The sequence below is a fragment of the Peptoniphilus harei genome, assembly GCF_016726485.1.
GTDB classification, from domain to species: Bacteria; Bacillota; Clostridia; order Tissierellales; family Peptoniphilaceae; genus Peptoniphilus_A; species Peptoniphilus_A harei.
The window spans coordinates 1,400,658-1,421,075 of sequence record NZ_CP068103.1 but is presented as its reverse complement, the minus strand read 5'-3'; the positions used below and the strand labels follow the sequence as shown (position 1 = coordinate 1,421,075).

21 protein-coding genes, 1 tRNA gene and 1 other annotated feature are annotated in these 20,418 nt (G+C 35.5%); of the genes, 9 read left to right on the top strand and 13 right to left on the bottom strand.

Annotated features, from left to right (window positions below):
- The first annotated feature begins 100 nt into the window (after window positions 1-100).
- A complete protein-coding gene (locus tag I6I93_RS06635; RefSeq protein WP_112889906.1) occupies window positions 101-994 on the top strand; it encodes a copper amine oxidase N-terminal domain-containing protein in 894 nt (297 codons plus the stop codon).
- A 115-nt stretch (window positions 995-1,109) separates the two neighbouring features.
- Window positions 1,110-2,231 (top strand): hypothetical protein, encoded by a 1,122-nt coding sequence (locus tag I6I93_RS06630; RefSeq protein WP_112889905.1) that lies wholly within the window; start codon window positions 1,110-1,112, stop codon window positions 2,229-2,231.
- Window positions 2,232-2,550: 319 nt separating this feature from the next.
- Here the strand turns inward: I6I93_RS06630 and I6I93_RS06625 are convergent, their stop codons facing one another.
- The 6 genes from I6I93_RS06625 to I6I93_RS06600 form a co-directional block, all read right to left on the bottom strand.
- The gene (locus I6I93_RS06625; protein WP_112889904.1) at window positions 2,551-3,849 is read right to left on the bottom strand and encodes a bifunctional folylpolyglutamate synthase/dihydrofolate synthase; all 1,299 of its coding nucleotides are present in this window, start codon (window positions 3,847-3,849) and stop codon (window positions 2,551-2,553) included.
- Window positions 3,846-6,497: a valine--tRNA ligase gene (locus tag I6I93_RS06620; RefSeq protein ID WP_112889903.1), complete on the bottom strand. Its 2,652-nt coding sequence runs from the start codon at window positions 6,495-6,497 to the stop codon at window positions 3,846-3,848. Before I6I93_RS06620 ends, I6I93_RS06625 begins: the two co-directional genes overlap by 4 nt.
- A gap of 75 nt (window positions 6,498-6,572) precedes the next feature.
- Window positions 6,573-6,775: a binding site (T-box leader), on the bottom strand.
- Window positions 6,774-7,559: a hypothetical protein gene (locus I6I93_RS06615; protein WP_112889902.1), complete on the bottom strand. Its 786-nt coding sequence runs from the start codon at window positions 7,557-7,559 to the stop codon at window positions 6,774-6,776. Its footprint overlaps the feature before it by 2 nt.
- A 63-nt stretch (window positions 7,560-7,622) precedes the next feature.
- A complete protein-coding gene (gene trpS / locus I6I93_RS06610; RefSeq protein WP_112889901.1) occupies window positions 7,623-8,615 on the bottom strand; it encodes a tryptophan--tRNA ligase in 993 nt (330 codons plus the stop codon).
- Window positions 8,597-9,463: a CPBP family intramembrane glutamic endopeptidase gene (locus I6I93_RS06605; protein ID WP_112889900.1), complete on the bottom strand. Its 867-nt coding sequence runs from the start codon at window positions 9,461-9,463 to the stop codon at window positions 8,597-8,599. The genes trpS and I6I93_RS06605 overlap by 19 nt, the downstream gene beginning before the upstream one ends.
- Window positions 9,464-9,474: 11 nt before the next feature.
- Window positions 9,475-10,758 (bottom strand): amidohydrolase, encoded by a 1,284-nt coding sequence (locus I6I93_RS06600; RefSeq protein WP_112889899.1) that lies wholly within the window; start codon window positions 10,756-10,758, stop codon window positions 9,475-9,477.
- A gap of 103 nt (window positions 10,759-10,861) precedes the next feature.
- Here I6I93_RS06600 and I6I93_RS06595 point away from each other — a divergent pair, with 103 nt between their 5' ends.
- The 5 genes from I6I93_RS06595 (at window position 10,862) to I6I93_RS06575 (ending at window position 14,621) form a co-directional block, all read left to right on the top strand.
- Entirely contained in the window at window positions 10,862-11,509 is a 648-nt protein-coding gene (locus I6I93_RS06595) for a trimeric intracellular cation channel family protein (RefSeq protein ID WP_112889898.1), read from the top strand.
- A 9-nt stretch (window positions 11,510-11,518) separates the two neighbouring features.
- The gene (locus tag I6I93_RS06590; protein ID WP_112889897.1) at window positions 11,519-11,830 is read left to right on the top strand and encodes an MTH1187 family thiamine-binding protein; all 312 of its coding nucleotides are present in this window, start codon (window positions 11,519-11,521) and stop codon (window positions 11,828-11,830) included.
- A 245-nt stretch (window positions 11,831-12,075) separates the two neighbouring features.
- Window positions 12,076-13,038, top strand: a complete 963-nt coding sequence (locus I6I93_RS06585) for a P1 family peptidase (protein WP_112889896.1) — start codon at window positions 12,076-12,078, stop codon at window positions 13,036-13,038.
- 49 nt (window positions 13,039-13,087) lie between these two features.
- The gene (locus tag I6I93_RS06580) at window positions 13,088-13,837 is read left to right on the top strand and encodes an ECF transporter S component (RefSeq protein WP_112889895.1); all 750 of its coding nucleotides are present in this window, start codon (window positions 13,088-13,090) and stop codon (window positions 13,835-13,837) included.
- A 1-nt stretch (window position 13,838) separates the two neighbouring features.
- Window positions 13,839-14,621, top strand: a complete 783-nt coding sequence (locus I6I93_RS06575; protein ID WP_112889894.1) for a type III pantothenate kinase — start codon at window positions 13,839-13,841, stop codon at window positions 14,619-14,621.
- Window positions 14,622-14,639: 18 nt separating this feature from the next.
- Here I6I93_RS06575 and murI read toward each other — a convergent pair whose 3' ends face one another.
- From murI to I6I93_RS06545, 6 genes are all read right to left on the bottom strand, one after another.
- On the bottom strand, window positions 14,640-15,470 hold the full coding sequence (gene murI, locus I6I93_RS06570; protein ID WP_112889893.1) for a glutamate racemase: 831 nt from the start codon (window positions 15,468-15,470) through the stop codon (window positions 14,640-14,642).
- A 338-nt stretch (window positions 15,471-15,808) separates the two neighbouring features.
- Complete coding sequence (locus I6I93_RS06565) at window positions 15,809-16,249, bottom strand: type II toxin-antitoxin system HicB family antitoxin (protein ID WP_112889892.1); 441 nt, start codon at window positions 16,247-16,249, stop codon at window positions 15,809-15,811.
- A 32-nt stretch (window positions 16,250-16,281) separates the two neighbouring features.
- Complete coding sequence (locus I6I93_RS06560; protein ID WP_112889891.1) at window positions 16,282-16,467, bottom strand: type II toxin-antitoxin system HicA family toxin; 186 nt, start codon at window positions 16,465-16,467, stop codon at window positions 16,282-16,284.
- A 144-nt stretch (window positions 16,468-16,611) separates the two neighbouring features.
- The gene (locus tag I6I93_RS06555) at window positions 16,612-16,788 is read right to left on the bottom strand and encodes a serine/threonine protein phosphatase (protein ID WP_232012771.1); all 177 of its coding nucleotides are present in this window, start codon (window positions 16,786-16,788) and stop codon (window positions 16,612-16,614) included.
- A 99-nt stretch (window positions 16,789-16,887) separates the two neighbouring features.
- Window positions 16,888-16,963: transfer RNA gene (locus tag I6I93_RS06550), tRNA-Lys, on the bottom strand.
- Window positions 16,964-17,048: 85 nt separating this feature from the next.
- Window positions 17,049-17,726 (bottom strand): GntR family transcriptional regulator, encoded by a 678-nt coding sequence (locus tag I6I93_RS06545; RefSeq protein WP_236251343.1) that lies wholly within the window; start codon window positions 17,724-17,726, stop codon window positions 17,049-17,051.
- Window positions 17,727-17,912: 186 nt separating this feature from the next.
- Between I6I93_RS06545 and I6I93_RS06540 the strand changes: the two genes are divergently transcribed.
- Both I6I93_RS06540 and I6I93_RS06535 read left to right on the top strand, forming a co-directional pair.
- Entirely contained in the window at window positions 17,913-18,560 is a 648-nt protein-coding gene (locus I6I93_RS06540) for a PepSY domain-containing protein (protein ID WP_112889890.1), read from the top strand.
- 144 nt (window positions 18,561-18,704) lie between these two features.
- Entirely contained in the window at window positions 18,705-19,994 is a 1,290-nt protein-coding gene (locus I6I93_RS06535) for a hypothetical protein (protein WP_112889889.1), read from the top strand.
- 42 nt (window positions 19,995-20,036) lie between these two features.
- Here the strand turns inward: I6I93_RS06535 and I6I93_RS06530 are convergent, their stop codons facing one another.
- Complete coding sequence (locus tag I6I93_RS06530) at window positions 20,037-20,207, bottom strand: hypothetical protein (protein WP_172605467.1); 171 nt, start codon at window positions 20,205-20,207, stop codon at window positions 20,037-20,039.
- Between the last annotated feature and the right edge of the window lie 211 nt (window positions 20,208-20,418).

Below are 20,418 nucleotides of genomic sequence, written 5' to 3'. Positions count from 1 at the left end.
AAGTTCCCTTAGGGGGGCTTTTTTATTTTCCCTAATTCTTAAGCTTTTTGTAAGTTTTTAAAATTTATTTAATGATATAATTGTATAAAGGAGTGATAACATGAAGAAGAAGCTTTTGTTTTTATTATCTTTTCTTTTACTCTTCACTAGTGTCTATGCTAATGGAAAGAAAAAGATGACTCTTAACATCAATCACATTGTCTTCGAGAAGGACTTTGTTGTTAAGAATGACAGGATCCATATTCCCCTAAGACTTGTGTCTGAAAACTTAGGTGCTGACGTCAACTGGAAGGGCGACACAAAAGAAGTGGAGATTTTAAATCAAGGCAAGAAGATTGTTTTTTACATTGACTCCAAGGAGTACAGGATTGATGATATGGTCTTTACTATTGACTCTCCAACTTTTATCCTTGATGACACTGCTTATGTGCCTGCAAGGGCTCTTGCCAACGCCATGGATGCTAAGCTTGAGTGGAATGAAAAGGAATTTTACTGTGCCATAAATAATGGCCATGAAATTGATCCTACTCGTGATATTGATTTATCTAAAGATGCCAAGGACCTTGCTATTATTAATAAGATAAGAAGGGTCACTGACCTTGAAGGCTACTTAAAGGATGGTGTCATGAGGGTAGAAGAAGTTGATGATGGCAAGGTTTATGAATTATTTTTAAAGGATTATGAAAAGAAGAATTTATCCATGAGATTTATCTTTGATAAAAATAATAATTTAGAATTTTACAAGTTTTACTACTTCCCTAATGAAAAATATCCTTTCTTGGAAAAGCACTTAAGTGAAAATGAGTCGAGGAAAGTTGCCCGTGACTTTATGGACCTTGTGGGAAATAAAAAGAGGTTTTTAAAAGAGAGCGAACTCAATAAATACCAAAAAGCTTATCTTCCTGATGCTGGTACCTATGTTTTCTACACTAATTCAGGCGATGTAAATGTAGATGCAAGTGGCGGTTTCGTTTACGCTTATTCCAACAGCTAATGTTACAGAATTATTAAAATTTATAAAATGAATCGCTAATTTGCCTACTTTAATTGATTTATTGGGTGAATTCTGTATAATAAGGTTAACTTATATTTTAGGAGGAAAAATTAAAATGAATAAGAAATTAACATCACTATCACTAGCAGGAGTAATGCTATTATCTACTGCAAGCCCAGTATTCGCTGAAGTTACTGAAGCTGTTAAAGACGTTAAAGAACCAACTAAGATGGAAAAGGTTCTTGAAGAAGGAAAAGAAAAAGTAGCTAAGGCTGAAGAAGCTGGCAAAAAAACTGAAGAAAAAGCTTCAGAAAAAATGACTGAAGCTAAAGATGAAGCTAAAGAAAAAGCTGAAACTGCAAAAAAAGAAGCTAAAGAAGTAAAAGAAGAAGCTAAAAAAGACGCTAAAAAAGTAGAAGAAAAGGCTGAAGAAAAAGCTAAAGAAGTTAAAAAAGAAGTAAAGACTATTGACGTTAAGGCTACTAACCAAAAAGTTAAACTTGACGGAAAAGACGTTGTTATCTCTGGATACAACATTGACGGTTACAACTACTTCAAACTTAGAGACCTAGCTGCAGTTCTTAAGGACTCTCAAGCTAAATTCGGCGTTGACTACAAGGACGGAGTTGTTTCTCTTACTAAGGCTGCTGACTACAAGGTTGTAGAATCTGACCAAAAACCAGTTAAGGCTGAATCTAAGGGTATGCTTACTAACGACAAGGTTCTAGTTGGAGATAAAACTCTTACTGCTACTGCTTACAAGATTGATGACCTTAACTACTACAAGTTAAGAGATCTTGGAAAAGAACTTGGATTTGGCGTTGGTTATGACGAAGCTACTAAATCTGTTCTTCTAACTTCTGTTGTAAATGAAAAAGAAGAAGTTAAGGAAGAAAAAGTTGCTCCAAAACTTGAAGAAGTTAAAGAAGCTATCAACAAAGAATTAGCTAAAGAAAAAGAAGTTCGTGCTTCTGAAGAATACAAAAAAGCTACTGACGAAGTTAAAACTAACTACGAAAACGCTGTTGCAGCTGGTAAAAACATTGTAGCAGACAAAGATGCAACTCTTGAACAAGCTAACAACGAACTTAAGGCTCTAGTTGAAGCTGTAGAAAAAATTGGCCTAAAGGCTGAAGCTAAGATCGAAGAAAAAACTGAAGAAGCTAAAAAAGAAATCAAAAAAGACGTTAAAGAAGGAAAAGAAGAAGTTAAAGAAACTGCTAAAGATGCAAAATAATTTAACTCTTATATAAGGCCGTGGAAGAATCCACGGTCTTTTTCTTTTGCTTTCTTTATAAATTAATTTTTGTAAGTTTATAAATATTTATGACTTCATAATTTTTTTTAAGTTTAATAATATTTGAAAGATTAAAAAAATTTATAAGCTTATAGGTGTTAGGATGCTTATGAATACTTATAACTTTATAAGTATTTGTGGCTTCCTAGTTTCTAACAACTTGCTTAATTATAGATACTTTATAAAACTTTATAAGTTAAAATAAATTTTCCATCAAAAAAAGATTAGGTCTCAAAACCTAATCTTTTTTTATTTTTATTTATATGCTGTAATCGTAGTTTAAAATCTTGGACCTGGCTTCACTTACAAAGTAAAGAGAGCCTGTAATTAAAATCAAGTCGCCATCCTCATAAGTTTTTTTATAATAATCCAAGGCTTCATCAATGGTCATGACCTGACCCTTAAGTCCATATTCACTTGCCTCACGACTTAGTTCTTCTGGGCTTGTCCCCCTCTTGTAGTCCAAGTTTACGAAGACAACTTCATCGGTGTAAGAGGAAATTTCTTCTAGCATCTTCTTGTGTTCCTTATCAGCCAAGATTGACATAATGAGGTGGAGCTTTTTGAATTTAAAATTGTCTAAGGATTCAACTAATCTCTTGATTCCATCAAAGTTGTGGGCACCGTCTAAGATTATAAGTGGGTCTCTTGAGACAATCTCCATCCTTCCCTTCCAAGTTGAAGTTTTTATTCTCTTTTTAATGTCATCAAGAGAAATTTTTAAAATCCCCCTCTTGTTTAAGAGGTAAAGGGAATAAATTGCTCCTATGGCATTCTCCACTTGGTAGTCACCAATTTGTGTGAGCTGTAAGTCCTCTTCTTCCCCATCTAGTTTTAATTTAAAGTCAATTCCCCTTAAATCAGATTTTAAAATTTCACTTTCAAGGTCCTTGGTGTAGAAGAGTTCGGCAGACTTTTCTTTGGCTTCTTTTTCTATTACTCCAAGAATTTTTGGATCTCTGTTTGTGGTTACTACAAGTCCATCTTCTTGGATGATACCAGCCTTGGCATCGGCAATTTCTTCTATGGTATCGCCAAGGTATTCCATGTGGTCCATGGAAATTGACGTGATAATAGAAATTAATTTTTCACGACTTGTGAAGATATTTGTAGAGTCTGCACGACCACCCATGCCAACTTCAAGTATAGCAAGGTCTACCCCTTCTCTTTCAAAGTAAATTATTGCCATAATTGTCAAAAATTCAAAGAGGTTGAGGTCGCCGTATTCTTCTACAATGTCTTTTTCTTTTTCAATTATAAAGTCTCCAAGTTCTGCAAAGTCCTCTTGGGAAATTTCTGTGTCCCCAATTTTTATCCTGTCGCAGTAGGTTATGAGGTGGGGAGAAACAAAGGACCCCACCTTGTAATCTTCCTTTAAGATGTCCTTGATAAAGCTAACTGTAGACCCCTTGCCGTTGGTCCCAGCAATGTGGATGACCTTTAAGTTCTTGTGGGGTGATCCAATATTTTCTAAGAAGGCCTTGATCCTCACATTGCCCTTGGACTTGAACTTGCCAATCCTGGACTCTATGTTTTTTACAACTTCTTGATATGTCATAGGTTCTTTTCTACCTTTGCAATTTGTCCTTCAACTGTCTTTAGGATCTCTTCGTACTTAATTACTTTTGCCTTTTCTTCTTCGATGAGTTTTGCTGGTGCCTTTGAAACAAAACCTTCGTTGGCAAGCTTGCCCTTGGCTCTTTTTAGTTCGCCCTCAGCTTCCTTCTTGTCCTTTTGAAGTCTCTTTAGTTCCTTTTCAAAGTCCACAAGTTCCTTAAGTGGAAGTTGGATTTCTGCCTTGTCGAGAACTATGGCAATATTTTCTGAATTTTTCTTGCCTTCGTCATCTGTAATTTCTACAGAGTTTGAGTAGCCAAGATTTAGAAGAAGTCCCTTCATTTCTTCAAAGATTTCTCTCACTTCATCGTCCTTAGTGTAGACAAGAGTGTTTGACTTCTTTGAATTTTCTATATTCATTTCGCTTCTTGCATTTCTGATTTCACGAATGGCATTTTCAATATATTCTGTTGCCTTCTCTTCTTTTTCAAATACAAGGTCTTCATTATATTCTGGCCAAGAAGCAAGAATCAAAGCTTCCTTCCTGTTAGGTAGGGCTTGCCAAACTTCTTCTGTGATGTATGGCATAAATGGATGGAGAAGCTTCAAGATGTTTTCTAATACATATAATAAAACTTTTACTGTGTTTGTTTTTTCTTCCACATCGTCAGAATATAAGACTGGTTTTACAATTTCAATGTACCAGTCGCAGAAGTCAGACCAGATGAAGTCGTAGATGTCGTCTGCTGCAAGTCCAATTTCGTACTTGTCAATTTTTTCTGTAATTGATTTTATAACTTTTTGTAGTTTTGAAATTATCCACTTGTCTTGGTAGTGAAGCTTAGCTACATCAAAGTTGGAATCTTCGATTTCATCAGACATGTTCATCATTAAGAATCTTGTTGCATTCCAAAGTTTGTTGGCAAAGTTCCTGTTTGCTTCAACCCTCTTAGTGTAAAACCTCATGTCGTTGCCTGGTGTGTTGCCTGTTACAAGGGTAAATCTAAGAGCATCGGCACCGTAGTCTCTAATGATGTCAAGCGGGTCGATTCCGTTGCCAAGAGATTTTGACATCTTTCTTCCTTGGTCATCTCTTACAAGTCCATTTAGGAATACATCTTTAAATGGAAGCTTGCCAGTTTGTTCTAGGGCAGAAAATACCATCCTGATTACCCAGAAGAAGATGATGTCGTAGCCTGTTACAAGTACATTTGTTGGATAGAAGTATTCATACTCTGGAGTCTTTTCTGGCCAACCAAGAGTTGAGAAAGGCCAAAGGGCTGATGAGAACCAAGTGTCAAGTGTGTCTTGGTCTTGGGTATAAGTCTTGCCTTCGTATCCCTTAGTGTTTGATGGGTCTTCTCTTGAGATTACAATTTCATCGTCAGTATCAGAATACCAAACTGGAAGCCTGTGTCCCCACCATAATTGTCTTGAGATGTTCCAGTCACGAATATTTTCTAGCCAGTTTTCATAAACTTTTCCAAACCTTTCTGGAACAATGTTTAGGTTGCCCTTCCTGTATTCTTCAAGGGCTGGCTTAGCAAGTGGTGCCATCTTAACGAACCATTGCTTAGAAATCAGTGGTTCAATAACTGTGTGACATCTTTCACAGTGACCAACAGCGTTGTGGTGGTGCTTCTTGCCAATGTAGAAGCCAAGTTTTTCAAAGTCTTCTATGATTTTTTCTCTTGCTTCATATCTTTCTAGGCCTGCGTAGGCTCCAGCATTTTCATTTAAATATCCCTTGCCGTCCATAATTATATTTTGGCCAAGGTCATGACGAGCTCCAACTTCGAAGTCGTTAGGGTCGTGGGATGGAGTGATCTTTACTGCACCAGAACCAAAGTCCATTTCAACATAATCATCAGCAATAATTGGAATTTTTTTGTTGTCCATCACTGGGATCATTACGTACTCACCAATAAGGTCAGTGTATCTTTCATCTTCAGGGTTTACTGCAATGGCAAGGTCTCCTGGGATAGTTTCAGGTCTTGTTGTTGCAATTTCAATTCCACCTTCCCTGTCTGCAAAAGGATACTTGAAGTACCAAATATTTCCATCACTTTCTTCGTGTTCAACTTCTGCATCAGAGATTGAAGTTTCGCAAGATGGACACCAGTTGATGATCCTGTTGCCACGATAGATAAGTCCCTTGTCATAAAGTTCTATAAAAACTTCTTCAACAGCGTTGGAAAGATTGTCGTCAAGTGTAAAGCTTTGTCTTGACCAGTCGCAAGAAATTCCCAGCTTCTTAAGTTGGTTTACAATGTTGCCACCGTATTCGTGAGTCCAATCCCAAGCGTGTTCTAAGAACTTTTCTCTTCCAATGTCTTCCTTGTCTATGCCTTCATTCCTAAGCTTTTCTACAACCTTAGCTTCTGTGGAAATTGATGCGTGGTCAGTTCCCGGTAACCAAAGTGCAGAGTAGCCCTGCATCCTTTTTGTCCTAATGAGGACGTCTTGGATTGTATTGTTAAGGGCGTGACCCATGTGAAGGTTGCCTGTTACGTTTGGAGGTGGCATTACTATTGAGTAAGGTTTTTTGTTTTCATCAACCTCTGCCCTAAAGTAATTATTTTCCATCCAATAGTCATAGATTTTTTCTTCAAAATCTTTTGGATCATAGGTTTTGTTTAATTCTTTCATTTTTCCTCCTAATTTATAATTTTTTCATTATTTACAATTTTATAAAATTAAAAAAATAAAAAAGCGTCCTCCATCCCTAAGGACGAAAGACGCGGTACCACCTTAATTTTTATTTTTCAATAAACACTCTATAATCTTTAACGAGATAAGTCGTCTCTGGCTACTAATTTCACCAAAGAAGCAAAAAAAGCTACAATTGTAAAGTTTATAAGGACTTCTCAGCAACCAGTCCCTCTCTATCTATAAATTTTTACAATCCTCTTTTTTATTGCTAATTTATTTTTCTATTGTCAAATTTTGTATAGGAGTGAGGTAACTTGTATAATCATTGTTTTCTACAACTTCTACTTGCTTTAAATATATGATTACCTTATCGTACTTATCAATCCCACCAATTTCTTCTCTTACATTTTGATGATCTTCTGGCTCTGAAGAATTTACTCTTACCTTTAGTTCTTTTATTTCATTTCCATTTTCATCTTCAAATCCTAAGATGTAAGTAGATTTCATTAAATTTTTAACATTGGAATAGGTGTTAATATCTAATACCAACTTGTCACCACTAAACCCCTTTGAGTTTATGACTGCTCCAATAATTGTCACATCTTCTATCTTGTCATCCTTTTCTGGCTCTTTAGCTTCACTTCCAAAGCCAAAAGCTCTTGCTGCATTGTCATAATCTTTCTCAAGGTCACTTTTTACTGATGAAGATTCAAAAATAAAATTCTTGGCACTTAAAATATCAGAAGCTTGGAAGGTAAATTCAGAATCTGGCTCCACCTTTGGATATAAGACCCCGGAATCATCAGACCCACCAATTATTCCTATAGCACCTGCATAGTCTGCTTCTTGATTATTATTTTTTTCTCCATCTCTATCTTTATCAGTATTTTTATTATTTGTGGTAAAAATAGCTGTCGGTCCATCTGCCTTACCGATAATCTCTGCATTAGGATTTTCTCTCTTAAGTCTTGCCTCGTTCATCTTGCCTTGAATGCCTGGATAAGCAAAATATCCTCCAAGAAGAATCACAGCAAGAACAAGAATTATTTTCTTTGCCATAAGGCACCCCCTAATTAATATAAAAGATACCACAAAAAATCTTTGAAATCAATAAATACTTGATTATCTAGGGATAAATCCAACTTTTTTATAAACCTTTCTTAGGGTTTTGTTTGCAAGGTAAGATGCCTTTTCTGCACCTTCTTTGTAAACTGATTCAAGATAGGCCTTGTCGCTCCTTATTTCTTTAAATCTTTCACGAAGTGGTCTTAGACCTTCAACAACAACTTCTCCAAGGTCTTCCTTGAAGTCTCCGTAGCCAAGGTTTTCGTATTTCTTGACAATTTCTTCTGGGCTCATGCCAGAGAAGGAAGCGTGAATGTTAATAAGATTCTTTAAGCCTGGTTGGTCATCAGAATATCTAAACTCGCCAGATGAATCTGTGACAGCTCTCTTGATTTTCTTTCTTGTGTCGTCTTCTGAATCAAGAATTAAAATAAATCCATCCTTATTTGAATCAGACTTAGACATCTTTGAAGAAGGATCCTTAAGTGACATTATTCTTGCCCCAACTTTTGGTGTCAAAATTTCTGGAATTGTAAAAGTTTCAGAATATCTTGAATTAAATCTTTGGGCCAAGTCTCTTGTAATTTCTATGTGTTGCTTTTGGTCTTCGCCTACAGGAACGTAAGATGTGTTGTAAAGCAAGATGTCAGCTGCCATTAGGACTGGATAATTTAAAAGTCCTGCTTGAACATCAGTGTACTTGCTTGACTTGTCCTTGAATTGTGTCATCCTTTGAAGTTGTCCAAGGCCTGTCATTGTATTTAGGACCCAACCAAGTTCAGCGTGAGCCGGCACATGGGATTGGATGTAAATAATTGACTTCTTTGGGTCAAGTCCTGCTGCAAGGTAAAGGGCAAGGACATCAAGTGTGTTCTTCCTAAGGTCCTTTGGCTCTTGTGCCACAGTGATTGCGTGCATGTCAACGATACAGTATAGGCAGTTGTATTCATCTTGAAGGCCAATAAAGTTCTTTAGGGCCCCAATATAATTTCCAATAGTGAGGGAACCAGAAGGTTGGATCCCAGAGTAAACTATTTTTTTATCTTCCATTTTTTATCTCTCTTTCTTTTTTCCAAATAAAATATAATTAAAATACTAATAATTTCAATAAAGGTCACGAGGATGCTTCCCTCTGGCCCATAAGTTTTGTCGTACAAGTTGTAATTTAAAATTTTAAAATTAAGTAAGCTGTCAAAGCCGCTAAAGCCACTAACATTTAGTCCGTAAATCATTGCCATGGAAAAGTTCCAGCCGGCGTGGACTCCAGAAGTCAACATAATATTTTCTGAATAAAATAACAACTTTGCAAAAAATATTCCCACCAAGATTGTGTTTAAGGTAGATAAAATTGTCACTCCTTCATTGCCCAGGTGCAAGAGTCCAAAGAAAATTGATGGAAGTAGGATTGCGAGCCTTCTTCCATAATTGTTATAGAGAACTCTTGTTAGGATTCCCCTTACCAAAACTTCTTCAGATGTTGACTGGATAAAGAAGGCCATGAAGTAGGCAAGGAAAATTAAATTTAAATTGCCTAAGTTAATCCCCTGGTATCCAAGGGCTCCCCTTCCCATGTCTAGCAAAACATAGATAGAAATTTGTAAGAATCCAAGGAAGAGTCCAAGTCCAATGTTCTTGGCAAGACCTTCTCTCTTGAAGAAGATGAAGTCCATCTTCTTTTTCAAAACATATTTTACAAATATTATGGCAGCCAGTAGTTGACCTGTAGTCCCCATTAACATTATTAGGTTTGCATTTTTATAATCATCATTAAAATAAGTTTGCCCGTAAAAAATTAGGGACAGGGCCAGCATAACCCCACTAGTGAAGATGGCAATTGCAAAGAGCAAGACAAAAAGCTTTAAGATAATTTTTAAAAAATTCTTTATTTTATTTTCCATAGTCTTATGTCTTATCTCCTCTTAATGTCTTCCCATCTTTCATTAACCACTTGTCTTACTTCATCTTCATCTAGCTTTACTATTTCCCTATCTTTCATGATAAAGTTGCCGTCGCAGATAACTGCTTCCACATCAGATGAATTTGCTGAATAAACTAGGGCTGAGATCAAATTGTTTCTCGGTGTGAAAGAATTTGAATCTAAATCAAAAATTGTTAGGTCTGCAAGGTAGTCTTCCTTAATCAAACCAAGATTTTCAAAGCCAAGGGCCCTTGCTCCATTTACTGTTGCCATTTTTAAAATTTCTATAGCTGGCACAGCCTTTTCATTCATGGTAACAGCCTTATTTACAATGCCACCTATGTGCATTTCTTCTACAAAGTCTTGGTTGTTGTTTGATGAGTCGCCGTCAGTTCCCAGTGCCAAGGTGATATTGTTTTTTAATAATTTATCAACTGGTGTGAAACCACTGGCAAGTTTTAAGTTTGATGAGGGATTGTAAACTGGGAAGAATTTTTTATCCTTAACAAGTTCAATTTCTTCATCAGTGATGTGAACGCAGTGGGCTGCAATAATTTGGCTATCAAGCATGCCTAAGGAGTTCACATATTCAATTGGTGTCATTCCATATTCTTTTTTAGAATTTTCAACTTCTGTAAGAGTTTCAGAAAGGTGGATGTGAATTATCTTGTCATATCTTTCCCTTGCCCTTTTTGAAATTTCCTTTAAGAATTCTGTTGAACAAGTATAAATTGCGTGTGGTGCAGGGACAACCCTAATTCTCCCATTAGCTTTCTCCTGGTAGTTCTTGTAAAGGTCGTCAAATTCTTTAAGCTTTGCTTCTCCTTCTCCGTCAACATCTGTCATGCCACGAGTTAAGACTCCACGAATTCCAGCTTCAATAGCAGCATCCCCAACCTTATCCATTTCGTAATACATATCACAGAAGGAAGTGACACCCGACTTTATGTTTTCAATAATAGAAAGCTTAGAAGACCAATAGATGTCTTCTGGGTTTAGCTTTGCTTCTATGGGCCAAATTTCATTTTCAAGCCAGTCCATAAGTGCCAAGTCGTCGGCATAATTTCTAAAATAAGACATGCCAAGGTGGGTGTGGGCATTTACAAAGCCTGGAGTTAAGAGTTTGTTCTCTCCATCAAAGACCTCATCTGCATCAAGCTTTAAATCTTTTCCAATTTTTTTTATTTTATTTTCTTCTATAAAAATATCTGCCTTATCGACAATTTTTTCATTCTCTATATCCAAATAAGAAATATTCTTTATAAGTAAGCTCATAATTCCTCCAATACTATTAATATTATAACAAAGTTTAAAATTTTTTTTCTAATTTATTGCAATTTACCACTTCCACAAATTTAAACTTTGGTATAATGACTTTATGATTGGAAATTATTTAGAGTTCAATGTATTTTTTGACATCATCGGGACAATTGCCTTTGCAATTTCCGGTGCCATACTTGGTTGCAAGAAAAAGATGGACATACTTGGCGTCATAGTTCTTGGTCTTGTCACTGCCCTTGGGGGAGGCTTTGTTCGTGACTTGGTCCTTGGCATCAATCCACCAAATATGTTTCAAAATTCAACTAACGCAATCATCTCCACTGTCTTTTCAGTTCTAGTTTTTATGTTTTTCTATTTTAGGAAAAACTTCACATCAAGACAGGTCCTAATCTTTATGAATGAGTTCATGATCCTTAGCGACACAATTGGTCTTGCGTCTTTTACTATCACTGGAATGACAACTGCCCTTTCCCTAGGTCTTGATAAGAAGTTTTTGCTCATCTTTGTTGGTTCCATAACAGGAGTTGGCGGCGGAATGATTCGTGACGTCTTGGCAGGCACTATCCCCTTTATCTTCAAGGAACAAATTTATGCCGGCGCCTGCATCTTGGGCTCTATAGTTTTTCTTCTCACGAGAAATTTTTTAGGCGACCAGGTTTCCATGATAATTTGTTTTTTTACAGTTTTAATATTTAGACTCTTGGCAGTGAAAAAGAATTGGAACCTGCCAAGGATTAGTGACTAGGAGGAAGAAATGGCAGTAGCAGAATTAACACTTATACCTATAGGAACAAAGACAACATCTGTGAGCAAGTACATTGCAGGTGCCCTTGACTCTATTGGAGAAGTTGATGGACTAAGATATGAACTAAATCCAATGGGAACGACAATTGCCCATGACGATTTAAAAGTTTTATACGATGTAATAAGAAGAATGCAAGAGTCAGTTTTTGATGCAGGTGCAGACAGGGTCTACACTGTTGTAAAAATTGACGACAGACGTGACAAGGACTATTCCTTTGAAGACAAGGTTACGTCTGTAAATGAAAAGAGAAAAAATAAATAATTTTTTAAACCTCATCGACTTTGATGGGGTTTTTTGATATTTTGTTAGTGATTAGATTTTACTTGTGACTTCATAAATTTTTATGACTTGGGAATTTTTTGTCACTTTATAAATTTTTTGTAACTTCATAAATTTTTATGACTTCACAAGTTTTTGTCACTTTATAAGTTTTTATAAGATTATAATTTTTGATAACTTAGGAAGTTTTTATAAGCTAAAAATCTTTTTATAAATAAGGAGGAAATATGTACGAAGGTTTTTTGACAGATGTTAAAGGGATAAAACTTGGTCACGCAGAAGATGAACTTGCCCTTACTGGGACAAGTGTTATCTTGTGCGAAGATGGTTTTACTGCAGGAGTTGATGTTCGTGGAGCAGGACCTGGCACTCGTGAAACTGATCTTCTAAGAGCAGAGAACTTGGTCCAAAAGGTCCACGGAGTTTTCTTAACTGGCGGGTCTGCCTATGGTCTTGATGTTGGCGGCGGCATCATGAAGTTTTTGGAAGAAAAGGGCGCAGGCTTCGACGTGGGAGTTGGAATAGTTCCCATAGTTCCTGGCGCAGTCCTATTTGACCTTGCAGTGGGCGACTCAAAGGTCAGACCCGATTTTAAAATGGGATATGAGGCTGCGAAGTCTGCCAAGGAAAAGGATGAAACTCAGGGAAACTTTGGGGCAGGTTGTGGCGCCAGCGTTGGAAAAATCTTGGGAAATGACTTTGCCATGAAGTCAGGCATAGGCCAGTCCTCTGTAAAGGTTGGCGACCTTGTTGTCTCTTCTATTGTTGCCCTTAATGCCATGGGAGATATTTTTGATTATGAAGAAGGTAAGAGAATTGCTGGAGTTTATGACAGGAAAAATAAAAAATTTTTAGACACTTGTGCCCTTTACGAAAAGCAGCTTAAAGATTATAATCAATTTAGCCCTGCCAACACTACAATTTCTCTTGTTGCAACAAACGCAAGGCTTACTAAGGCAAACTGTAATAAGATCTCACAAATGGCTCATGATGGATATGGAAGATCAATTAACCCAGTCCACACCATGAACGATGGAGATACAATATTTACACTTGCAAGCGGCCAAGTTGAAGCAGATATAAATTTAGTTGGAATTCTCGCTGCAAAGACTATTTCTAGGTCTATTGCCAATGCAATTTATTCAGCAGAGGATTCAGGTGGGCTTGTAAGCTATAGGACTATCAAATAAAATTGATGGAAAAATGAAGGGTATCTACACGAACCCTATCGGAGGTAAAATGAATCGAAACACTGAACGTAACAGAAGGCTAGTGATAGCTGCCATGCTTGGTGCCATCACAGTTGTTCTTAGTCTAACTCCCCTTGGACTTATTCCACTGGGAGTTATCAATGCAACTACTATGCACATACCAGTAATTATTGGAGCCATAGCAGAGGGACCTGTGGTGGGAGCCATGGTTGGACTTATCTTTGGAGTGTCATCACTCTTAAATGCAATTTTAAGAAATGCAAGTCCCGTTGCCTTTGTCTTTTACAATCCACTAATTTCTGTCTTGCCAAGAGTTTTAATTGGGATAACTTCCTATTACTCTTATGCTGCAATGAAGAAGATGGAAGACAAGAACTTGAGAAACTTAACTAAGGGACTTTGGGGACTAATTTCAATTTTCTTAGTTTACTTACTTTATAAGAATATTAAGACTGGTGGATCAACACTAAATATTACTTTTGTAGTAATCCTACTTGCCCTTTGCCTTGGATTTTTAGTTTACTCTTTCAAATCAAATGAGAAGGACTTCCCTATTGCCATAGGTGCCTTTGTGGGATCAATGACTAACACAGTCTTAGTACTTGGTGGAATTTATCTAATTTATGCCAAGAGATATGTTGAGGCTCTAGACATTCCACTAGAAAATGCAAAATCAGCAATCCTTGGTGTGTCAGTTACATCTGGAATACCTGAAGCTATCCTATCTGTTATAATTACTACAGCAGTTATAAAAGCTTTGAAATCAAGAAGGGGTTAATATGTTACTTGCAATTGATATAGACAATAGGACAACGGACTTCGCTGTCTTCAGTCAAGATGACTTAATCGATAAGTTTTCAATTACAACTGACAAAAATAGGTCTGTGGTTGAAATTAAACTCACGATTAAACTCATACTAATGGATAAAAATATAGAACTCTCTGACATCAATGAAATAATTATTTCAAACGTGGTGCCAGAACTCTCTTCTTCTTATGAAATAATCTCAAGAGAACTCATTGGCAAGAAGCCAATTTTTATCTCTGCTGGAGTCAAGACTGGTTTAAACATAAAATGTGAAAGTCCAAGAGAAGTAGGCTCAGACAGGATCATAAAGGCAGTTGCTGCCACAAGAATCTACACAGAAAATATAATAATAGTTTCTGCATCATCAATTACAACAATTGACTATATCAATGCAAAAAAAGAATTCCTGGGAGGACTAATCCTGCCAGGAATCAACTTGCTTCAAGATTCACTTGTGAGAGGTAGTGCAAAGCTCCCTCATGTTGAATTAAAAAGGCCTGATGATGTAATTGGTAAAAATACTGAAAAAGCAATCCAAAGGGGCCTTTACTACGGCTACAAGAAGGCTGTCCTTGGGATAATTGATGAAATAGTAGAATCTTATTCTCTTGCAAAAGAAAATACAAATATTTTAATCACTGGACCCTATGGCCATCTCTTAAAGCTATGTAAGTACGACTTAATAAGAGACGACGACCTAGGCATCTACGGACTTAAAATTATTTACGACCTAAACAAAAATAAGGCTTCATGATTTATGAAGCCTTTTTTCTTACCTATATTTTTCTAAATCTTTAATGTCCACTTTATGGAAGTTTACCTCAAAACCTGAAAGGTCTACGATCTTTTCCATAGTAGAACGGAACATATCAATGTCACCAGTTATATAAAAGTCAATGGACCTATTGGGAACTTCCTCATGGTCCTTTTCTATTTTCAAAATGTTCATGGCATCAAGGACAGTCTTGTAGGCTGGGTCAACCATTAAAACTTTTTTGCCTTGTTTTTTTAAGACCCTCTTAAAGGAATCTTCCACTAGGGGATAGTGAGTACAACCGAGAATCATTGTGTCGAAGTCGTAGTCACCAAAGTAGTCTAAGTACTTCTTAACAATCCCGTCCATGTATTCTTCTTCAAACTCGCCTCTCTCAATGGCAAGAGTTAGGTCAGGACAGTAGACTGATTTAAGTTCAATAGATGGATCCATAGACTTTAAGACCTTGTCATAAACGCCACTCTCCACACAAGACTTTGTTGCAACAAGGGCAACCTTCTTAGTCTTAGTCCTCTCAAGAGTGTTCTCACTACCTGGTTCAACAACCCCAATAATCGGATACTTGTATTTTTCATTGGACTCCTTGAGGCCGTGGCTTGTTGCAGTATTACAAGCAATTATAGAAAGGTCCACGTCAAGATCTTTGAAAAAACCCATAACCTCCATTGTATAATTTTTAATCTCTTCGTCAGTCCTGGCACCGTAGGGCATCCTAAGAGTATCCCCAAAGAAGACGAAGTTTTTATTTTTTATTTTATTTAAAGCGACTTTTAAAACAGAAAGTCCACCTACTCCGCTGTCATAAAAGCCAATCACATTATTTCCCATTCAATCACCAACTCTTTTATATAATACTATAAAATAAGAAAAACAAAAAGAAGAATCTAAATTTCTTCCCTTGTTATAGTTTTCCGTTTTAGACCATGTGATTAATTATATAAAATATACCATTCTCTATCAAGTTAGGTATAACGCAATTTTAGATTAATTTATTTTGTTTTAAATTTTAATAAATTGTTCACAAAAAGTTTCTTCCGAAGATTGATCATTGTAAGTAATTTTTATTTTATTTTTTTAATTTTCCTATTATATCATAATCTATGTTTAAGCTTCGCACATTAAAAAACACTCTTAAAAAAAGAGTGTTTAATCTTAATTTCAAAATTTTAATTCTTGGCGATATTTACAATAGCTTCAGTTAATAGCTTAGAAAAATTTAAATTCAATTTATTACCTAGGTCATTACTCCACTTAGGTATAGATAAGGTCTTTTTAACAAGCTCTTGGCTTCCCAAATAATCCTTTAAATCAACATAGACAAGAGAAATAAAGGACTTTGAATAGTCATAAAACCCATCAAATTCAGGATCATCTTTAAAGGGAAAATTATCTTCAATAGACAGATCACTTATGGCTGATTGTTTTGGCAAAGTATCTCCGCCTTCAATTATAGAGCCCGCCATTATTCCCAAGTAATCGCTAGCCATCAATAAAGCTTCTTCTATTGAATCACCTTGAGTGCCTGCTCCTTCAATATCTGGCATATAAACATAATAACCTTTCTCTTCTGGACTATAATAAAAAATAGCTGGATAAGAAACTAACATAATTACCACCTCTCTTGTTATAAGAAGTAGGGCTATTTCAGCCCCGCCTCTTTTAGTATTCCACGCTCAGTTCCCTTTTGAAGTTCCCCATGTGGAATAATGATTGGTCTTTTTAGGCCAGGCTTTGTCATTTTTACATGACTACCCTTGCCACCTTTTACTACTTCAAAACCATTCTTTTTAAGTATCTTGACCATTTCATCTTGTGTCATCGGCATGTATACCTACCTCCTGACAGTTTTATTTTACCACGTAGTCATACGTAGTGTCAATTTTAAGCTTAAATTCTACACTACTTACAGTCATGTTTATATAATTATTTGTAACAAAAAAAGCACCCTAACATTATCGTCAGTGTGCTCTTAATAATATTTTTCTAAATCAAAATATCCTAACTCGTAAGCATCCTTGCCTTTATCTAAACAAGTTAATATTATCTCTTTTTCATATTCTCTTGATATTCCCATGTTTGGGAATAAATCTCCAAACCTAGCGATATACTCATTTTCTAATTTTTCCATAATACTTTCACTTATCATCTTTACTCCTTTTATCCTTTAGATTTTATGAACTTTCTTTTTTCAAATTTAAAATATAAAGCAAAAAGCCTGCGAACATTGCATTCACAGGCTTTTAAATGGTGCACCTTTACGGACTCGAACCGTAGGCCCACTGATTAAGAGTCAGTTGCTCTACCAACTGAGCTAAAGGTGCAAAACTTATTAACTTGTCTGTACCATCAGTACAACAAAGATAATTATAAATAAAAAAAACACTCCTGTCAAGTGTTTTTTTTATTTTATTTTCTAAACATTCTATAGTCTGCTTGCTCTTCAAACATTTCATAGATAGCTTCAATGGTTCTTTCACTTGCTTCTCTAGCTTCCTCAGGTTTTTTCTCTTCGATTAAATTATAAATTTTTTGCAAATTTTCATAGTGTCTTTGATAATTTTCTTTATTTCTAAAAATAAAATTACCAAACCTATAAAGCCTTTTGTTGACCATTGTCATAACTTCAATTAATATTTCATTATTTAATGACTTAACAAGAGCCATGTTCCATTCAATGATTAAGTTTTGGGCAAGTTCTTCCTCATCATTTTCAATGGCAAGCCTAAGATCTTCGTTGACCTTTTCGAAATATTTTGTCTTTTCTGTTAAGCCCTTTTCTGCCAAGAGTTCAACACAAAGAGGCTCCAGCGACTTTCTAACTATATAAAGATTTTTGGCTTCTTTGACAGAAATTTTTGAAACAATATAAGATTTTCTTGGAAAACTTGTAACAAGTCCTTCCTTTTCAAGTTTTTTTAGGGCCTCTCTAACTGGTGTTCTAGATACATCGAGTTTAGAAGCGATTTCCATCTCAATAAGTTTGTCTCCTGGCAGTAATTTATTTTTTAAGATTTTATCTTTTAAATCTCTATAGACCATATTGCTAAGAGACTTCTTATTAGATTTCGTGTCCAAAAATCTCACCTCCTATTTACTAAAATATTTTCCTCAGTCTGGGATTTTTCTTTTTTTCATTATACCATAAACTCAGTAGTTTCATATATTAAATTTTTGAATATTTATAATTTGACAAATGTTTATCACTCTCATTTTCGGGTAACATAAGTATAGGCAAAATTAAAAGAACTTTAAATTGGAGGAAAATTTATAATGAATAAGAAAATTTTAATGACAACACTTGGACTAGGACTTGCACTAACACTTACTGCTTGTGGACCAAAAAACCAAGCAATGGATCTAGCAAATTCTAATGCTAAGAACACTAAGGTTGAAGAAAGTGCTAATGCAAATAAAACAAATGCTAACAAAAATGCAACTGACAATAAGGCTGATGCACAAACAAAAGAAGAAACAGCTGTAAATAAGGGAGCTGTTGCTAACCTAGACCCTGGTATTGCTTTTGACGGATTCAAAAAACTTCATGCAGATGCTAAGATTGAATCCTTCCAACTTGATATTGAAAATGGAAAAGCTTACTACAAGGTTAATGGTTATGATGCTGAAAACGAATATGAAGTTACAGTTGACGCAGTGACTGGCGACATTGTAAAGGACGAGTTTGAAGCAGAAAACACATCAGCTAAGACAGCTGACCTACAATTAGAAATGATCGAAGCAGTTGACAAATACATGGCAGAAGCTTTAAAGGACGCAGGTCAAGGCTATGAAGCTGGAGAATACGAAGTTGAATTTGACAACGGAAAATATGAAGTAAGTGTTGAAGTTGTTAATGGAAACAAAGACATCACTTACACTTACGACTATGAAACAGGTAAGTTAATAGAAAAAGATATGTAATATTTTTAAGAGAGGGCTTGGCCCTCTTTTTTTTATGATTTTTTATTTCTTTCAAATAATTTCTTCCTGTTATTAAAATAATTTTTGTATATAATTATTGTTAAGAAGGCAGTTTTTTGCAAAATTTTATTAGGAGTATAAAAAATGTTAGAAAGAAAATTTGTTATTTTTTATAAAAGATTAAAGAAGTACCTGACAAATCTCATAAGCCAAGATATTTTTATTAGGCTCAGCTTAAACATAATAGTTCTTTTCTTTGCCATAAAAATTTACAAGACCTTTGATCTCGATGAATACTTAGATATAACAGTCTTTACTGCTGCCATAGCTATCCTCTTGATTGACTTTTTTATTGTTACAATTATAAATTTTGTTTCTGTGAAGAAAGAAGACTCCTTAAAAACTACTGATGATTACAAGTCTCTGATAAAAAAGTATCCCCTTGATAAAAAGTACGGTTACTTTTATGAATTTAAAAACACCAAGCTAGATAAAATTCCTTCAAAAGTTAGAAGAAAGTTTTATGAAGATGATGATGATTTTAATTTTAATGAAGATCAAGTCTTCCCCATAAGAAAGTTGGCTGACTGCAAGGGCAAGGAAATAAGTTTGAGAGATAGGGAAGAAATCTTTCAAATGGAAGAAAGCTTAAAAGAAAATTTAAATATTTTAAAGGATGTTCATAAGAATTCAAATATTTACAACAACAAGTGTATCAGGCTTGATGATCTTACGGAGCTTGAGGACAAGGTCGTATTAAAAACTTCAAGGACAAATTACTTTGACTTTTGTGCATCAAACAGGATGATTGATTACGTCCACAAGAACAAGAGGACTATAAGAGATGACTTACTCTATGGTCCCCTCTTTCCAAGTCTTTCTGAATCTCCTTTATCCAATCTCTTGGGCTTTAACTGCTCAGTTGTTACTAGCGATGGTTACTTGATCTTCATCAAGAGAGGTTCCAATGTTTCCATTGAAAAGGACAAGCTTGGCCTTGGAGTCCAAGCTTCTGTTAAATACATGTACACCCACGCTGAAGAGGGCAAAAAAATTATCGACATAGAAGATATTTATAGGTCTGTTGAAATGGAATTTGTTGATGAGCTGGGAGTGAGTCTCCATAGTCCAGAAAAAATCGGCAAAAACCTAGTTGATGTTTACTACGATTATGTGGAGGGCAAGCCTCAACTTTATTTTGAATTCTTCTTAGATAATGAGGACAAAAATTCTAGCCTAAAAGAAATTTCTGCTTATCTAGCAAAAAAAGATAAGTCCATGATTAAAGACGGAAATTCTATCCTTGCAATTCCACTTAAGAAGGCAGAAAATATTTATATCTCATCCTTTGCCCTTGCCTATGAAGACCAATATTATTCAATGGTTCCTTCTGCCTCCTATTGTGTGGCGAGATTTTTAGAAAATATAAGATAAAAAAACCTGGGTTATTGCCCAGGTTCTTTTTTTACTCTCAAATTATAAATTATAGATTTCTTCAGCAGGAAATATTTCGATTTCTTTAAGTGAATTAATGCGACTAAAAAACTCTTCTTCTGTCATAGTCTCTGCATGGTCATCATCAATACAAGTATATTTGGATAGACCATCAATTTCGTCTATAATCTTTTTCATATCATACTTTGTCAAAGGAAGTTCACCGTCTACTTACAGTCCAAGACCTGGCGACACATCAAAAAGTCTTGGGTAACTAGCAACAATTAGGTGGGCATCTGGACCAACCTTCTTAAAGTATTCGTCGCTCTTCCCTTCATTTTATATCTCCTTTTCAAATAGTATTTTTGTCTTAATTGTATCATATAAAAATTTTAAGTTTGTAAAGACTTATAGGCTTAGCAAG

What these genes read in the sequence shown, in the direction of transcription:
- I6I93_RS06635 (WP_112889906.1), top strand. Translation starts at nt 101, where the DNA reads ATGAAGAAGAAGCTTTTGTTTTTATTATCTTTTCTTTTACTCTTCACT.
- I6I93_RS06630 (WP_112889905.1), top strand. Translation starts at nt 1,110, where the DNA reads ATGAATAAGAAATTAACATCACTATCACTAGCAGGAGTAATGCTATTA.
- I6I93_RS06625 (WP_112889904.1), bottom strand. Translation starts at nt 3,849, where the DNA reads ATGACATATCAAGAAGTTGTAAAAAACATAGAGTCCAGGATTGGCAAG.
- I6I93_RS06620 (WP_112889903.1), bottom strand. Translation starts at nt 6,497, where the DNA reads ATGAAAGAATTAAACAAAACCTATGATCCAAAAGATTTTGAAGAAAAA.
- I6I93_RS06615 (WP_112889902.1), bottom strand. Translation starts at nt 7,559, where the DNA reads ATGGCAAAGAAAATAATTCTTGTTCTTGCTGTGATTCTTCTTGGAGGA.
- trpS (WP_112889901.1), bottom strand. Translation starts at nt 8,615, where the DNA reads ATGGAAGATAAAAAAATAGTTTACTCTGGGATCCAACCTTCTGGTTCC.
- I6I93_RS06605 (WP_112889900.1), bottom strand. Translation starts at nt 9,463, where the DNA reads ATGGAAAATAAAATAAAGAATTTTTTAAAAATTATCTTAAAGCTTTTT.
- I6I93_RS06600 (WP_112889899.1), bottom strand. Translation starts at nt 10,758, where the DNA reads ATGAGCTTACTTATAAAGAATATTTCTTATTTGGATATAGAGAATGAA.
- I6I93_RS06595 (WP_112889898.1), top strand. Translation starts at nt 10,862, where the DNA reads ATGATTGGAAATTATTTAGAGTTCAATGTATTTTTTGACATCATCGGG.
- I6I93_RS06590 (WP_112889897.1), top strand. Translation starts at nt 11,519, where the DNA reads ATGGCAGTAGCAGAATTAACACTTATACCTATAGGAACAAAGACAACA.
- I6I93_RS06585 (WP_112889896.1), top strand. Translation starts at nt 12,076, where the DNA reads ATGTACGAAGGTTTTTTGACAGATGTTAAAGGGATAAAACTTGGTCAC.
- I6I93_RS06580 (WP_112889895.1), top strand. Translation starts at nt 13,088, where the DNA reads ATGAATCGAAACACTGAACGTAACAGAAGGCTAGTGATAGCTGCCATG.
- I6I93_RS06575 (WP_112889894.1), top strand. Translation starts at nt 13,839, where the DNA reads ATGTTACTTGCAATTGATATAGACAATAGGACAACGGACTTCGCTGTC.
- murI (WP_112889893.1), bottom strand. Translation starts at nt 15,470, where the DNA reads ATGGGAAATAATGTGATTGGCTTTTATGACAGCGGAGTAGGTGGACTT.
- I6I93_RS06565 (WP_112889892.1), bottom strand. Translation starts at nt 16,249, where the DNA reads ATGTTAGTTTCTTATCCAGCTATTTTTTATTATAGTCCAGAAGAGAAA.
- I6I93_RS06560 (WP_112889891.1), bottom strand. Translation starts at nt 16,467, where the DNA reads ATGCCGATGACACAAGATGAAATGGTCAAGATACTTAAAAAGAATGGT.
- I6I93_RS06555 (WP_232012771.1), bottom strand. Translation starts at nt 16,788, where the DNA reads ATGATAAGTGAAAGTATTATGGAAAAATTAGAAAATGAGTATATCGCT.
- I6I93_RS06540 (WP_112889890.1), top strand. Translation starts at nt 17,913, where the DNA reads ATGAATAAGAAAATTTTAATGACAACACTTGGACTAGGACTTGCACTA.
- I6I93_RS06535 (WP_112889889.1), top strand. Translation starts at nt 18,705, where the DNA reads ATGTTAGAAAGAAAATTTGTTATTTTTTATAAAAGATTAAAGAAGTAC.